Raw genomic sequence first — 14,458 nt, forward strand, 5'->3', positions numbered from 1 at the left:
GGCCTCAGCGGTCAGCGTCTCTTCGCTAATTCCTCAATCGTGCGCCGCGATCCACTCCTCGACAAGGGGCGCGATCCGCTCGCGCCACTTGGATCCGTTGAAGATCCCGTAATGGCCGACACCCTCGGCCATATAGTAACGCTTCTTGTCCGCCGGCAGATTGCTCGCCAGCGTCAGCGCCGCCTTCGTCTGACCCAGTCCGGAGATGTCGTCCCGCTCACCTTCTACGGCAAGAATGCCGATGTCGGTGATCGCCGCAGGATCGACCGGAACGCCGCGGTGGGTCATGGTGCCGCTCGGGAGCGCATGGGTCTGGAAGACCTTGTCGATCGTCTGCAGATAATATTCCGCCGTCATGTCGCAGACGGATCGATATTCGTCGTAGAAATCCTTGGTCGCGTCTGCGCTCTCGCCGTCGCCCCGCACCAGATGTTTGAACATCTCCCAATGGCTCATCATGTGATTGCCAAGGTTCATCGACATGAAGCCGGTGAGCTGCAGGAAGCCGGGGTACACCTGCCGTCCGGCGCCTGGGTATATGGCGGGAACCGTCGCGATCACATTCTGCTCAAACCAGGAATGCGGCCGCTCGGTCGCCAGTTGGTTGACCGCGGTCGGCGCCTCTCGCGTATCCACCGGCCCGCCCATCATCGTCAGCGTCCGTGGCCGGCATGGATGCTGCCTCGCGCTCATCAGGCAGGCAGCGGCATAGGACGGCACTGATGGCTGGCAGACCGCCAGCATGTGCGCGCCCGCGCCGATCGTCTCCAGAAATTCGATAAGATAATCAACATAGTCATCAAGATCGAAGCTGCCCTCCGCCACCGGAACCAGCTTCGCATCGGCCCAGTCGGTGATGTACACGTCGGCGAACGGCAGCATCCGCTCTACCGTGCCGCGCAACAGGGTCGCGAAGTGGCCCGACATTGGCGCCACGATGAGCAGCCGGGGCCCACCCTCAATCCCCTCGCGCACGAAGCGCTTCAATTGGCCGAAAGGCTTATGGAGCACCACTTCCTCACGCACCGGAATGGTTCGGCTGTCGACCTCGACATGATCGAGTCCAAAGCTCGGTTTTCCGCGCGGTGCCGCAGCATGAGCAAACACCTCAAGCGCCGACGCGATGATCTGCCCGCCACCGAAATAGGTGAACGGGTTTGCCGGATTCTGCAACATGCCTGCGCCAAAATTGGCCATTGCACTTGCCGTTGCGAGCAGTGAGCGTTGGAACTCATAGGCATCGTAGAGCATCGGGTATCCTGTAGCGCAGGAGGATGACGGCATCATATAAGTATTGTGCACCTGCACAACGAGGCACGGCGGCGATTACTTCATGACGGTGGCGATTGAGCCACACTTCACCCGCTGCTAGGGCCGCCCGCATGGCCAGCAACGCGGCGGTAGAGCCGCCTTCAACGCGCCGGATCGGCAATCTCGCTCTCGTCTGGCGCCATGCAAAGCGATACCCAGCGCAGATCGCTGCCGCCTGGACGGCGCTTGCGATCACCTCAGCCGCGACGATCGCTATTCCCTACAGCTTCAAACGCGTGATTGATCGCGGTTTCGGGGCGAACACGGGCGAGGCGGTCGCCGGCGCGTTTCATTACATGCTGATGATCGTGGCCGTGCTCGCGATCGGCACGGCGGTGCGCTTCTACTTCGTGTCCTGGCTTGGCGAGCGGGTGGTGGCCGACATTCGCCGCAGCGTGCAGCGCCACCTTCTGAGCCTCAGCCCGCGCTTTTTCGAAGAGAACCGCCCCTCGGAAATCGCCAGCCGCATGACGGCGGACACAGCTCAGATCGAAATGGTGGTGGGCACCACCGTATCAGTGGCCCTGCGCAACGCCTTCACCGGCATCGGTGGCCTTGTCTATCTGTTCGCCATCTCGCCGAAGCTTGCCGGCCTGTTGTGCCTCGGCATTCCGCTGATCATCCTTCCAATCATGCTGCTTGGCCGGCGGGTGCGCAATTACTCGCGCACCTCGCAGGATCGTGTCGCCGATGTTGGCGCCATGGTCACCGAGACACTGGGGGCGATGAAGATCGTCCAGGCGTTCGGGCAGGAGCGCCGCGAGGCGGAGCGGTTCGCCGGCGCGGTGGAGGCGACCATGAGCGCGGCCGAGCGTCGTATCCTGCTTCGCGCCATCATGACCGCGATCGTGATCGGCCTCGTCTTCGGTTCGATCACGCTGGTGTTGTGGGAAGGTGCGACGGACGTGGCTGCGGGGCGGCTTTCCGGCGGTTCGATCGCTGCCTTCGTGCTGACCGGCGGTATTGTTGCCGGGGCCTTTGGCGCGTTGACGGAAGTCTATGGCGAACTGCTGCGCGGCGCCGGCGCTGCCAGCCGGTTGGCCGAACTGCTGTCGGAGAAGCCCGAGATCGCCGCACCCGCCCGCCCACGTACTCTGCCGGAGCCGGCGCGCGGTGCGGTGACGTTCGAGCATGTCGAATTCCGGTATCCGACGCGGCCCGATACCGCCGCGCTGCACGACTTCTCGCTTCAGATCGCCCCGGGAGAAACAGTGGCGCTGGTCGGGCCGTCGGGCGCGGGTAAGACGACCCTGTTCCAGCTGCTCCAGCGCTTTTACGATCCCGCCGAGGGGCGTCTTGCGATCGACGGCGTGGACCTGCGCGAGGCGGACCCAGCGGCCGTGCGCGCGCGAATCGCCATGGTGCCGCAAGAAACGGTGATCTTCGCCGCGTCCGCCCGCGACAATCTGCGTTACGGCCGATGGAAGGCCGATGACGATGCATTGTGGGCCGCCGCAGATGCAGCGAATGCCGCCAGCTTCCTTCGCGATCTGCCGGATGGCCTCGATACCTTCCTCGGCGAGGGCGGCGCGCGACTGTCAGGGGGCCAGCGTCAGCGGGTGGCGATCGCCCGCGCGCTGCTGCGTGATGCGCCGATCCTGCTGCTCGACGAGGCGACCAGCGCGCTTGATGCCGAAAGCGAGCGACTGGTGCAAGAAGCGCTCGAGCGCTTGATGGCCGATCGTACGACGCTGGTGATCGCGCATCGCCTGGCAACAGTACGCGCGGCGGACCGGATCGTGGTAATGGATGGCGGACGGATCGTCGAACAAGGCGATCACGCGGCGCTGATGGCACGCAGCGGGCTCTATGCCCGTCTTGCCAGCCTTCAGTTCAGCGAAGCGGCATAGGAGACGGAAGTGATGGCGAGCGAGTTCGACGTGATCGTCTATGGCGCAACGGGCTACACCGGGCGCCTCGTGGCGGAGTATATCGCCCACGCCTTTCCCACCGGCGTTCGCTGGGCGATGGCCGGTCGCTCGCTCAGCAAGCTGCAGGACGTGCGCGCCGAGATGGGGATCAGCGCCGACCTGCCGCTCATCACCGCCAACTCGGATGACGCCGCCTCACTGCGCGCCATGTGCGAGCGGACCACCGTGGTGATTTCCACCGTCGGCCCCTATCAGCTTTACGGCAGCGATCTGGTTGCCGCCTGTGCCGCCACCGGCACCGCCTATGTCGATCTATGTGGCGAGCCGGGCTGGATGCGCCGCATGATCGATGCGCATCATGAGGAGGCGAAGCGCACCGGCGCGCGCATCGTCTTCTCCTGCGGATTCGACTCCATTCCCTTCGACCTCGGCGTACTGACGCTGCAGGAGGCCGCGATCGCCCGTTTCGGCCGACCCGCGCCGCGAGTGAAGGGTCGCGTTCGCGTGATGAAGGGCGGCTTCTCCGGTGGCACCGCCGCCAGCCTCAAGGCGACGTTGGCCGCCGCGGCAAAGGATCCGTCGCTCGTCCCGCTGCTCGCCAGCCCGTTCGCGCTCACGCCAGGGCACAGCGGGCCGCATCAGCCGACCGGCATGATTCCGGAGTTCGACTCCACCATCAACTGCTGGGTCGCACCCTTTGTCATGGCGCCGATCAACACCAAGAACGTGCATCGAACCAATTTCCTGCTCGGCGGCCGCTACGGCGATGATTTCGTCTATGACGAGATGATGGTGGCCGGGCTGGGCGACATGGGCAAGGCAGCCGCGGAAGCCATCGCCAAGCTCAACCCGTTCGCCGGTGATAGCGGCCCCAAGCCAGGCGAGGGTCCCACCAAGGAAGAGCGCGAGAACGGTCATTACGACGTGCTCTTCATCGGCTTGATGCCGGACGGCACGCGCATCGATGCAGTGGTGACGGGGGATCGCGACCCCGGCTATGGCTCAACCAGCAAGATGCTCGCTGAAAGCGCGCTGTGTCTGGTGCAGGATGTTGCGGGTGATGGCGGCATCTGGACACCCGGTGCCCTGATGGGCCCCGCACTGCGCAGCCGACTGGAGAAGAACGCCGGCCTCACCTTCACCGCCTGCTGAGTATCGGCGGTTCGATCAAGCGTGACGCGGACTCAGATACAACTGCTCGGGGATGCTTGCCGGGCCAAGCCGACAGATTGCCGCATTTCGCCTATCACGCCATGTCTGGCGAGGGAGGGTTTCCGAGTGGCAGTGATCAGGCTCGCCTCCCGGTCACCGTCCAATTGCGATCGCACCCGCCGCTGCAAAGCCGGCCACAGCGATCGCGCCCAGCACGCGTGCCAGCTCTTCCTTGCGGAAATTGATGAGCGCACGCTCGTCCAGCCAATAGCGCCCCTCACTCTCCGTCACGACGGCGCCGAACTTCACCATTCTGGCCAGCAGCCGGCGCTCGCCGCGCGCGGTCGGCATGTAGGTAGTCGCATTCGCAGGCTTGATGGCACCGGCCCGGCGAAGGCGTTCAACGATCCGGTTCTGCGAGCGCGTCGAATAGCGCTCCGCCGCGCGCATCACGATATTCGCCACCTTACTTCCTCCGCCCCTGATGCCTGATGTTGCCCGGCCGCCCGCGCCGCTTCAGCACACGAGGCGCGCGTGCTTCGCGCTCACCGCGCCGCGCCGGGCGCGCGCCCTTACCTTCCGGCAGTTCGAAGCGCAGCGCACCTGAGACCGGATTTGAATCCGCCAGCCGGAGCTTCAAACGCTGGCCGAGCACATATTCGTCGCCACTGGTTTCGCCCACCAGACGCATGGCGGCCTCATCATAGCGGAAATACTCGCCGCCTAGGTCGCTCACCGGCATCAGACCGTCGCCACCGACCCCCTCGACCGTGGCGAAGAAGCCGAAGTTTTGTACGCCGGTGATCCGCGCATCAACGATCTCGCCCACCCGCTCGGCGAGGAAGGCCGCGACATAGCGGTCGATCGTCTCGCGCTCGGCCTCCATCGCACGGCGTTCCAGCTTGCTGATCGTCTCGCCCAGCCGTTCGAAATCCTCATCGCCGTTCAGCCCGCCCGGACCGAGACCATAGGAACTGGTCAGCGCGCGATGGACCAGCAAGTCCGCATAGCGGCGGATGGGCGAGGTGAAATGGGCGTAGGAACCGAGCGACAGGCCGAAGTGGCCGTGATTGCCAGGGCCATAATAAGCCTGAGTCTGCGTACGCAGCACCTGCTCCATCACCTGGGGACGGAAATCCGCGTCGCCTACCCGTTCGAGAATGCTATTGAAGGTTGCGGGCTTGATCACCTGCCCCAGTGCGAAGGGAATATCGAAGGTCTCGAGATAATCCTTCAGCGCTGCCAGCTTCGCGCGCGTCGGCGGCTCGTGCACGCGGTACATTACCGGCGCCTTCTTGGCCTCCAGCGCCTTGGCCGCCGCGACGTTGGCGGCGATCATATAATCTTCCACCAGCCGATGCGCGTCCAGCCGCTCGCGCGGCGCCACTGATAGCAGCCGCCCCTTTTCGTCCAGCGCGACCTGCCGCTCCGGCAGGTCGAGTCCCAGCGGCTCCCGCTTGTCGCGCGCCTGGGCCAGAGCGCTCCAGCAACCCCATAGATTATGCAGCGCCGCCCTCAGATGCTCAGGCAACGCGGCAGTGCCGGCATCCCCGTCGATCGCGGCCTGCGCATCCTCATAAGCAATGTTACTCGCGATCCGCACCACCGCGCGCGTGAAGCGCCAGGATTTCAGCGCGCCATTTTTGGTGATCTGAAGGTGGCAAGCCATGGCCGCGCGATCCTCGTCCTCCTTCAAGGAGCAGACATCAGCGGACAGCACTTCAGGCAGCATCGGCACGACCCGATCCGGGAAATAGACCGAATTGCCACGGCGTCGTGCCTCACGGTCAAGTGCGGAGCCTGCGCGCACGTAGAAGCTCACGTCCGCGATCGCGACCACCGCACGCCAGCCATCGGGATTGCCGGGATCATCATCCGGCGCGGCCCAGATCGCGTCATCATGGTCGCGCGCATCGGCGGGATCGATCGCCACGATCGGCAGGTGCGTCAGGTCCTCGCGTCCGTCCCCCAGCGGCTGACGCGCGACCCGCGCCGCCTCGTCCAGCGTCTCCTGATTGAACACATGCGGGATCTCGTGCCGATGTATCGCGATCAGCGAGAAGCTACGCGGGGCGAACGGATCGCCCAGTCGCTCCACCACCCGCGCCGTGATCCGCGGCGGGCGCCCCGCCCGTTCCGCCAGCACGAGATCGCCGGGCTGTGCCCCGCCAGCGTCTGAAACGGCATATTCGCGCCGCTCCTTCTTCTCCACGCCTTGCAGCCACAGCCGATCGCCCTCGCCGCGCAGTACGCCGATCATCTGCTCCGCCGCTGGCGCCAGCGCCTTCATCGGATGAGCGATCCAGCCGCTGCCAGCTTCTTCCGTCCGCGCCAGCACCCGCGTGCCGACGCCGATCTCCCCGCGTCGGCGCTCCCGCACCCGTACCCGCGGCGGCGGCGTCTCGGCTTCCCACTTTTCCGGCGTGGCCCAGATGTTGCCGCCGTCATCCACGTCCACGACGCGAAGCACGGTAACCTTGGGCAGCCCGCCCATCTTGTGAAAGGCGCGGCCAGGGGCGCTGTCGATCAGGCCCTCGTCGCTCATATCCTTCAACAAGGCCTTGAGGCCGATCTTCTCCTGCGCCGTCAACCCGAACGCGCGCGCGATCTCGCGCTTGCCGGCCGGGATGTCGCTGGTCGCGATGAAGTCGAGGATCTGCTGGCGGCTCGGCAGCCCGGCCTTTGGTTTGCGCATCATCGACAGATAGGGGCTTGCAGTCGCCCCGTCACCCGCCCGCTCGCCCGCAAGCGCCTAAGCGTCGATCGCCTCCTCATCCATGCGCGCCGCATTCTCCTGGATGAAGGCGAAGCGGTGCGCCGGGTTGGTGCCCATGAGCCGGTCGACCAGGTCCTTCACGCCAGCCCGCTCTTCATATTCCTGCGGCAGGGTGATGCGGATCAGGCTGCGGCTCGCAGTGTCCATCGTCGTTTCGCGCAACTGCGCCGGGTTCATTTCGCCCAGTCCCTTGAACCGGGCAACTTCCACCTTCTTGCCCTTGAACACCGTCGCTTCGATCTCGGCGCGGTGCGCATCGTCGCGCGCATACAGCGACTTGGCGCCGACTGTCAGGCGGTAGAGCGGCGGCTGCGCGAGATACAGATGCCCACGGCGAACCAGATCCGGCATCTCCTGAAAGAAGAACGTCATCAGCAGCGTCGCAATATGTGCGCCGTCGACATCCGCGTCGGTCATGATGACGACCCGCTCATACCGCAGATTGTCGGGCCTGCATTCCTTGCGGGTCCCACATCCCAGCGCCTGGATCAGATCGGCGATTTCTTGGTTCGCCAGGATCTTGGCGCTGGTCGCGCTGGCGACATTCAGGATCTTGCCGCGGATCGGCAGGATCGCCTGCGTCTTGCGATCGCGCGCCTGCTTGGCGCTGCCGCCGGCGCTATCGCCTTCCACGATGAACAGCTCCGTGCCTTCGTTGCTGTCGGTGGAACAATCTGTCAGCTTGCCTGGCAGGCGCAGCTTGCGTGAGGAGGTAGCGGTTTTGCGCTTCACCTCACGCTCGGCCTTGCGCCGCAGCCGCTCGTCCATCCGCTCCAGCACATAGCCGAGCAGCGCACGCCCACGATCCATATTCTGGCTCAGCCAGTGATCAAAATGATCACGAACGGCCTTTTCCACGAGCCCTGCGGCTTCGGGTGACGTCAGCCTGTCCTTGGTCTGTGACTGGAACTGCGGATCGCGAATGAAGACGCTGAGCATCAATTCGCTGCCGACCATCACGTCGTCCGCGGTCAGTTCCTTGGCGCGCTTGTTGTTCACCAGATCGCCAAACGATCGCAGTCCGCGCACCAGCGCCTGTCGCAGGCCCTGCTCGTGTGTGCCGCCGTCAGGCGTCGGGATGGTGTTGCAGTACCAGCTGTAGCTGCCGTCTGACCACAGAGGCCAGGCAACCGCCCATTCGACCCGCCCCGCCTCGTCGTGGAACTCCTGCGACCCGGAGAAGAAGTCAGCCGTCGCACACTCGCGGCCACCGACCTGTTCGCGCAGGTGATCGGCAAGCCCACCGGGGAACTGAAAAACGGCTTCCGCCGGCGTATCGTCGCTGATCAGCTCCGGCGCGCATTTCCACCGGATCTCGACCCCGGCGAACAAATAGGCCTTTGATCGCGCCAGTCGATATAGGCGTGCAGGCTTGAACAGGAGGTCCGGGCCGAAAATCTCCGTATCCGGCACAAAACTCACCAAAGTGCCTCGGCGATTGGGCGCTGCGCCTACCGTTTCCAGCCTGCCAAGCGTCTTTCCCTGGCTGAACTTCTGCCGGTAGAGTTGGCGATCACGCGCGACTTCCACCACCGTGTCGGAGGAAAGCGCATTCACGACGGAGATGCCCACGCCGTGCAGACCGCCGCTGGTTGCATAGGCCTTGCCGGTGAATTTGCCGCCGGAATGCAGGGTGGAAAGGATCACCTCCAGCGCGCTCTTGTCCGGGAACTTCGGGTGCGGATCGACCGGGATACCGCGGCCATTGTCCACGATCGTCAATCGGTTACCGGCTGAAAGCGTGACTTCGATGCGGGTGGCATGGCCCGCCACTGCCTCGTCCATGGCATTGTCCAGCACCTCGGCCGCGAGGTGATGCAGCGCGCGCTCGTCGGTGCCGCCGACATACATGCCCGGCCGCCGTCGCACCGGCTCCAGCCCCTCAAGCACCTCGATGGAAGATGCGTCGTAATCGGCGGAAGTCACTGGAGCGCGGAACAGATCTGGATCAGCCATACCCCCATATAGCAGCGCACCGCCGCATCGCGAGGTATTGAATGCCGCCCATGTGAGCGCGACGCCGCCCCACACCTAGCGCCCGACACCACTTACAAAAAAAGCCACACCAAACCCCCGGTCTGGTGTGGCCTGATCTGCAATCAGAATTCGTGAGCGTCAGCGCATCCGCGGCCCGCCGAACGGAAGTGGAGCCGCACGACGATCACGCCGCGGCAACTGCGCCTGATAGGCGTGACCGCAATGTTCCACGCAATAAGGGAAACCCGGGTTCACCTTATCGCCGCAAAAGTGGAAGTCAGGCTCGCCCGGGTGTCCGAGCGGCCATTTGCACACCTTGTCGCTCAGATCGAGGAGACTGGTCTTTCCCGCGATCTCCGGTGACGGCTTCGCCGGCACGAGACGGCGCGGCGGCGCCGGCGCGATCGGCGGCTGCTGCTCACCTGGCGCCTGACGCACGAAACCGCCCGGCCCGACAGACCGAACCATGCGCTGCGACTCAGCGGGCCGCTCCGGCTCCAGCGGAGTCGTGATGGTGATCGGCTTGGGCGCCGACACCTGCGTGATCGCAGGCGGGCTTGCCGGCGCAGCAACTGGCTGCGGCGGCGCTGGGGGTGGCGGCGCAGGCGGCGGCGGAGCGCTTACCTGTTCTGCTGCGGGAGCGGGAGCGGGAGCGGGAGCAGCCGCAGATGCGGCTTTCGCCTCCGCGTCCTTCGGAACGACAGGTGACGGGCGCGACTGCAGGCCCAGGCGATGCGCCTTGCCGATCACCGCATTGCGGCTGACCCCGCCCAGCGCCTCCGCGATCTGGCTGGCAGTCTGCCCGCCTTCCCACATCTTGCGCAGTGTATCGATCCGTTCCTCGGTCCAGGACATGGGCCTTGTCGTTCCTTCACTTCTTACGCCGGTTGCAGCAAGCGGCGGCAGCGACTACGCGATCAAGCGATGAGCAGCCACCCCCCAATTGGCCAACAATCCGGCGGCCAGGACAATTCCTTGGTCAGGAACGCGCCAGGCGTCCCGTCAATTCGGAACGTCAATTGGGGCGGCCTGAAGACCTTATATGTGAAGGAGGTGCGTCGCTTCTTCAAGGTCCAGCTGCAAACGATCTGGGCGCCGGCGATCACCACGCTGCTCTATCTCGTTATATTTACCGTCGCCCTGGGCGCCCGCGGAGAGGTGCACCTTGGCGGAGCGATGGTTCCCTTCGCCGACTTTGTGGCTCCTGGTCTCATCGTCATGGGCATGCTGAACAATGCCTTTGCGAATGCCAGTTTTTCGCTGCTCGTCGGCAAGATCCAGGGCACGATCGTCGATTATCTGATGCCTCCGCTGTCCACGGCCGAACTGCTGGTGGCGCTTACCGGCGGAGCGGTGACGCGTGCGTTCCTGGTTGGGCTGACGGTGTGGCTCGCGATGGCGCTCTGGCCGGGCGTAAACGTCGTCCCCGCCCATCTCGTTGCCGTCATCTGGTTTGGTCTGCTTGGCTCCGTCTTCCTGGCGCTGATCGGTGTGCTCACCTCGATTTGGGCGGAGAAGTTCGACCACGCAGCCGCTGTGACGAATTTCGTCGTTGCGCCGCTAACCTTGCTGTCGGGTACCTTCTATTCGGTGGATCGACTGTCGCCAGTGTTCCAGGCGATCAGCCATGCCAATCCTTTTTTCTACATCATCTCGGGCTTCCGCTATGGCTTTCTCGGCATCGCGGACTCACCCGTCGTCCTCGGCAGCGCAGTGGTGCTCGCGCTCGACGTCGCGCTTGGCGTTCTATGCTATGTGCTGTTGCGTCGCGGGTGGCGCCTGAAGAATTAAGGTGCCATCGCCGGCGGTGCGGCCGGCCTGGTCAAAACCCGTCCGGCATCGTCACAGGGCCGACGACACGCACATACTCGCGGATCGCATACCGATCGGTCATGCCGGCGATGTAATCCGCGATATGTCGGCTGAAGCCAGGCTCCTCGTTCGGGAGGCTTGCACGCCATTCTAGCGGCAGGGTCCCGGGGTCATCATGAAAGGCCGCGAACAGGCCGGCCACGATCTGATGCGCCGCCGCCGCAGCCTCTAGCTGCTTGGGATGGTGATAAAGGTTCGCGTACATAAAGCGTTTCAGGTCGCGCTCCGCGATGCGCATCGCATCCGAGAAAGCCACCAAGGCCTGACCGGCGTTGCGAACGTCACAAACCGTGCGCACCTTCGACCAAGCGATACGGCGCCTGGTCTCCTCAAGCAGATCGTTCACCATCACGCCAATCTGGCTGCGGACGAGCTCCCTCGCCTGACGTCGCTCGCTGACGTCGGGAAACAAGCTTCGCACACGATCCCAACCCTCGCAAACAAGCGGAACCGTGAGCAATTGATCGACGCACAGGAGCCCGGCTCGCAATCCATCGTCGATGTCGTGATTGTCGTAGGCGATATCATCGGCGAGCGCTGCAACCTGCGCTTCCAGGCTGGCGTAGGTGCCTAGCTCCAGCTCCGCTTCGCAATCAGCCTCCGCCAAGGCCCAGCCAGGATGACGTGCGGGGCCGTTGTGCTTGGCCAGCCCCTCCAGCGTCTCCCAGGTCAGGTTCAAGCCGTCGAAGCGCGGATAGGCGCGCTCGATGCGCATCAACGTCCGCAGCGTATGGCCGTTATGGTCGAAGCCGCCCGCCCCGGCCATGGCAGCTTTCAGTGCATCTTCGCCGGCGTGACCGAAGGGGGGATGGCCAATATCGTGGGCCAGGCACAGCGCTTCCGTCAGATCCTCATTCAAACCGAGCGTGCGCGCGATTGTTCGCCCGATCTGCGCAACTTCAAGGCTGTGGGTCAGCCTGACACGAAAATGGTCGCCGTCCGGGGCGAGAAACACCTGTGTCTTGTGCCTGAGGCGACGAAAGGCGATCGAGTGAATGATGCGGTCGCGGTCGCGCTGGTAAGCGTCGCGCGGACCACGCTCGCCTTGCCCACCGGACTTGCTTTGTTCTTCGTAGAGGCGACCTTTGCTATGCGCCGGGACAGAAGCCCAAGGCGCAAGCGTCGTCACTTTGCCGGCAACCTCACCATCTTCTGCCCGCTCTCACTGGTGAATGAGAACGCGGAAATCCCTTGCTTGGAGAGCGTGTTGATGAACTCGCGCGCTTCCCCATCAGTCTTGAACGGACCCGTCACCAGCCGGTTCGTAAACCGAAGAGGCGTCGTATAGGCGGCCTTGCCCTTCAACGCCGGCGCCTTGTCCTGAGCGGCGGCCCAAGCTTTGGGAAGATCTTCCTTGTTCGCACCGCCAGCGACCTGCACCCAAATCCGCGACGGATCCGCCTTGGCGGCTTTGGCAGCCTCAGCCGCTTTCTTCGCCTCGGCGGCCTTTTTCTCGTCAGCCTGCTTCTTGGCGGCAGCTGCTTTCGCATCGGCAGCCTTGCGCTTCGGATCGACCGACGATCTTTCCTGTTCGCTGCCGGACTTGCTGTCGCGAGCGGCGTTTGAGGCCAGCTTGGTGCCGCCAGCCTTGGGCTCGGGCTTGTTCTGAGCAGCAACGGTCTCGGTTGACGAAGCCCGGCGCGCGCGAGTCGCTTCTTCGACTCTCTCCTGCTGAGCGAGCCGCTCCGCCTCGGCCGCCTTGCGCGCCGTTTCTGCCGCGGCGATGCTACTCGCCGTGGCGACCGTTCCGCCGGAGCTCGGCACGTTCGCTGCTGACGGCTGGGTCATCGGCTCTGGCTGACGAATGGGCGCCACACCCAATTCGGCGCCCGGGATGGAGATGCCGGCCATGATCCGGGCCAGAATCGTATCTTCGGTGAGCGCTGGCCCTGACGATCCGGTCTTTGCCGTCGGCGAAGAGGACACCACCTCCGTTCGCGGAGCGACACTGGGGTTTGCCGATGATGGCACCACAGACCCGACGTTTGAAGCAGTCGCGGCGGCGATCGAGGTTGCGGGCGCGGAACCCGTGGCTTGCGCGGCCGACAGCGGCACGGCGGCGGCGGGCGTCGATGATGCTGCAGTCGGCGCGGGCGGGTTGGCCAATTCACGTACTGCGGCCAGTGTATCGCCAGCCGGCTTGCCCATCCCATCCTGCGCGCGGGATTGGGCAAGACCCGCCGATGGAAGCGGGGTTCCAACCCGCGAAGATGCCGACGGCGCGCTAGCTGTGCTGACCGGCGCCGCGCCGCCCGTCCGAGTGGCCGTATGATCTGCCGCCCGAGGGACGGACTGCACCACCGCCTTGGGCGGAGCGAAAGCAACACCGGCATAGCGGGGTGGCTGAAACGCGGTTGGCTCGTTTACCGGCTGTCGCACGGCAGTCGCCATCGGCGGCTGGCCAACAGCGGTTGCAACAGGCGGCTGTGGCACCACCGGCGCGGTGACGGCAGCGGCCGTGCGCGTGTCACTCCGGCCCGCCCGGCGCGCCCGCTGCTCGGCACGTGCTGCCTCGCGCCGCCTGCTCGCCTCGCTCCGCGCGCTTCCGCGATCTGCAGCCGGAGGTGGCGCGCTGGGCGTAGCGACGGCGGCGGTCTGAACCGGGCGGTCCGGCTCGGGTGCCAAGGGTGGCAAGGCGGGAACCATCCGTGCGTCGGCAAGCCGCTGCGGCGTGGGGCGCAGCTCGCCGAAATGAACGGCGAAGGCCCGATCTGCCGCCGGCAAGGTCGCGAGCCGGGTAAAGAAGGGGGCGAGCGCGGCACCCATTCCCTGTGGCATCATCGTGCCGGCTATCTTCTGCGCGCCCGGCACGTCACCCGTCATCGCGAGTACGAATGCTCGGACCCGCCAGGCGCTGCGATCATTGCCGCGCACCTGATCGTCGATGATCTCGAGCGCCTCTTTTTGCTTGCCGGAAATCCCGAGAGAAAGGGCGTAGCGACGCTGCACCTCTTCCGTCCCGCCCGACCGCAACGCCACACGATAATCGCGCTGGGCGCGCTCCTGTTCGCCGATCAGATCATAGGCCAGGCCACGATCACCGGCGAAGGTACGCGGGTCGAGTCCGTATCCGACCGCCTGATCGAAGTAGCGCAGCGCCTCACCGGGGCGCTCCTGGGTCACAAGGATGCGCGCCATCCCCGCCTTGACCCTGCCATTCATGGGATCGACGTTCTCGGCGCGCTTCAACAGGGAAGCGGCAGCATTAACGTCACCAAGCTTGAGTGACAGCTCGGCAGCCTCGATCAAGGCGGCAAGATCGCGCGGATTGGCGCCAAGCCGCCGCATCGCACCCGCAAGCGCATCAGCGTCCGGCGTCGGACGCGGCACCATTGGCGCTTGCTGGCCAGGATAGCTCTGCGCGAATGCGCCCGACGCACCGACAAGCGCGGCCGCAAGGATCAAGGGACGGGCGATCAACATGGATGTTCGCGTTAAGACGAGGCGGGATTAACCAGCAATGATCATGGCGCGCCGACGCGCCGAGCCGCACGCGGCG

Annotated in this window: 10 protein-coding genes; 3 read left to right on the plus strand and 7 right to left on the minus strand. The window is 65.0% G+C overall.

The features are described from left to right. Positions 1-33: 33 nt before the first annotated feature. Positions 34-1,251 carry a polyhydroxyalkanoate depolymerase gene (locus AX702_RS05075; protein WP_066776941.1) on the minus strand — a complete coding sequence of 406 codons (1,218 nt, stop codon included), beginning with the start codon at positions 1,249-1,251 and terminating at the stop codon, positions 34-36. Between the two features lie 131 nt (positions 1,252-1,382). Here AX702_RS05075 and AX702_RS05080 point away from each other — a divergent pair, with 131 nt between their 5' ends. Together AX702_RS05080 and AX702_RS05085 are read left to right on the plus strand one after the other, a co-directional pair. After that, a complete protein-coding gene (locus AX702_RS05080; protein ID WP_066776943.1) occupies positions 1,383-3,161 on the plus strand; it encodes an ABC transporter transmembrane domain-containing protein in 1,779 nt (592 codons plus the stop codon). A gap of 12 nt (positions 3,162-3,173) precedes the next feature. Further along, a complete protein-coding gene (locus tag AX702_RS05085; protein ID WP_066776945.1) occupies positions 3,174-4,334 on the plus strand; it encodes a saccharopine dehydrogenase family protein in 1,161 nt (386 codons plus the stop codon). A 153-nt stretch (positions 4,335-4,487) separates the two neighbouring features. Here the strand turns inward: AX702_RS05085 and AX702_RS05090 are convergent, their stop codons facing one another. The 4 genes from AX702_RS05090 to AX702_RS05105 form a co-directional block, all read right to left on the minus strand. Continuing rightward, entirely contained in the window at positions 4,488-4,799 is a 312-nt protein-coding gene (locus AX702_RS05090; RefSeq protein ID WP_066776947.1) for a hypothetical protein, read from the minus strand. A 1-nt stretch (position 4,800) separates the two neighbouring features. After that, positions 4,801-7,032, minus strand: a complete 2,232-nt coding sequence (locus tag AX702_RS05095) for a ribonuclease R family protein (protein WP_066776951.1) — start codon at positions 7,030-7,032, stop codon at positions 4,801-4,803. A 54-nt stretch (positions 7,033-7,086) separates the two neighbouring features. After that, positions 7,087-9,066, minus strand: coding sequence for a DNA topoisomerase IV subunit B (gene parE, locus AX702_RS05100; protein WP_066777117.1), 1,980 nt, complete (start codon positions 9,064-9,066; stop codon positions 7,087-7,089). A gap of 159 nt (positions 9,067-9,225) precedes the next feature. After that, positions 9,226-9,942, minus strand: a complete 717-nt coding sequence (locus AX702_RS05105; RefSeq protein WP_066776954.1) for a GcrA family cell cycle regulator — start codon at positions 9,940-9,942, stop codon at positions 9,226-9,228. A gap of 69 nt (positions 9,943-10,011) precedes the next feature. On the opposite strand from AX702_RS05105, the gene AX702_RS05110 reads away from it, so the two are divergent. Continuing rightward, positions 10,012-10,878 carry an ABC transporter permease gene (locus AX702_RS05110; protein ID WP_066776957.1) on the plus strand — a complete coding sequence of 289 codons (867 nt, stop codon included), beginning with the start codon at positions 10,012-10,014 and terminating at the stop codon, positions 10,876-10,878. A 31-nt stretch (positions 10,879-10,909) separates the two neighbouring features. On the opposite strand, the gene AX702_RS05115 is transcribed toward AX702_RS05110, so the two are convergent. Further along, positions 10,910-12,088: a deoxyguanosinetriphosphate triphosphohydrolase gene (locus AX702_RS05115; RefSeq protein ID WP_066776960.1), complete on the minus strand. Its 1,179-nt coding sequence runs from the start codon at positions 12,086-12,088 to the stop codon at positions 10,910-10,912. After that, positions 12,085-14,382, minus strand: a complete 2,298-nt coding sequence (locus AX702_RS05120; RefSeq protein WP_066776963.1) for an SPOR domain-containing protein — start codon at positions 14,380-14,382, stop codon at positions 12,085-12,087. The genes AX702_RS05115 and AX702_RS05120 overlap by 4 nt, the downstream gene beginning before the upstream one ends. Positions 14,383-14,458 lie beyond the last annotated feature (76 nt).

This window comes from Sphingomonas sp. CCH5-D11 (assembly GCF_001557395.1).
Classification (GTDB): Bacteria; Pseudomonadota; Alphaproteobacteria; order Sphingomonadales; family Sphingomonadaceae; genus Sphingomonas.

Coding starts and splice junctions, on each gene's coding strand:
- AX702_RS05075 (WP_066776941.1), bottom strand. CDS start 1,251: ATGCTCTACGATGCCTATGAGTTCCAACGCTCACTGCTCGCAACGGCA.
- AX702_RS05105 (WP_066776954.1), bottom strand. CDS start 9,942: ATGTCCTGGACCGAGGAACGGATCGATACACTGCGCAAGATGTGGGAA.
- AX702_RS05095 (WP_066776951.1), bottom strand. CDS start 7,032: ATGATGCGCAAACCAAAGGCCGGGCTGCCGAGCCGCCAGCAGATCCTC.
- parE (WP_066777117.1), bottom strand. CDS start 9,066: ATGGCTGATCCAGATCTGTTCCGCGCTCCAGTGACTTCCGCCGATTAC.
- AX702_RS05085 (WP_066776945.1), top strand. CDS start 3,174: ATGGCGAGCGAGTTCGACGTGATCGTCTATGGCGCAACGGGCTACACC.
- AX702_RS05120 (WP_066776963.1), bottom strand. CDS start 14,382: ATGTTGATCGCCCGTCCCTTGATCCTTGCGGCCGCGCTTGTCGGTGCG.
- AX702_RS05110 (WP_066776957.1), top strand. CDS start 10,012: ATGAGCAGCCACCCCCCAATTGGCCAACAATCCGGCGGCCAGGACAAT.
- AX702_RS05080 (WP_066776943.1), top strand. CDS start 1,383: ATGGCCAGCAACGCGGCGGTAGAGCCGCCTTCAACGCGCCGGATCGGC.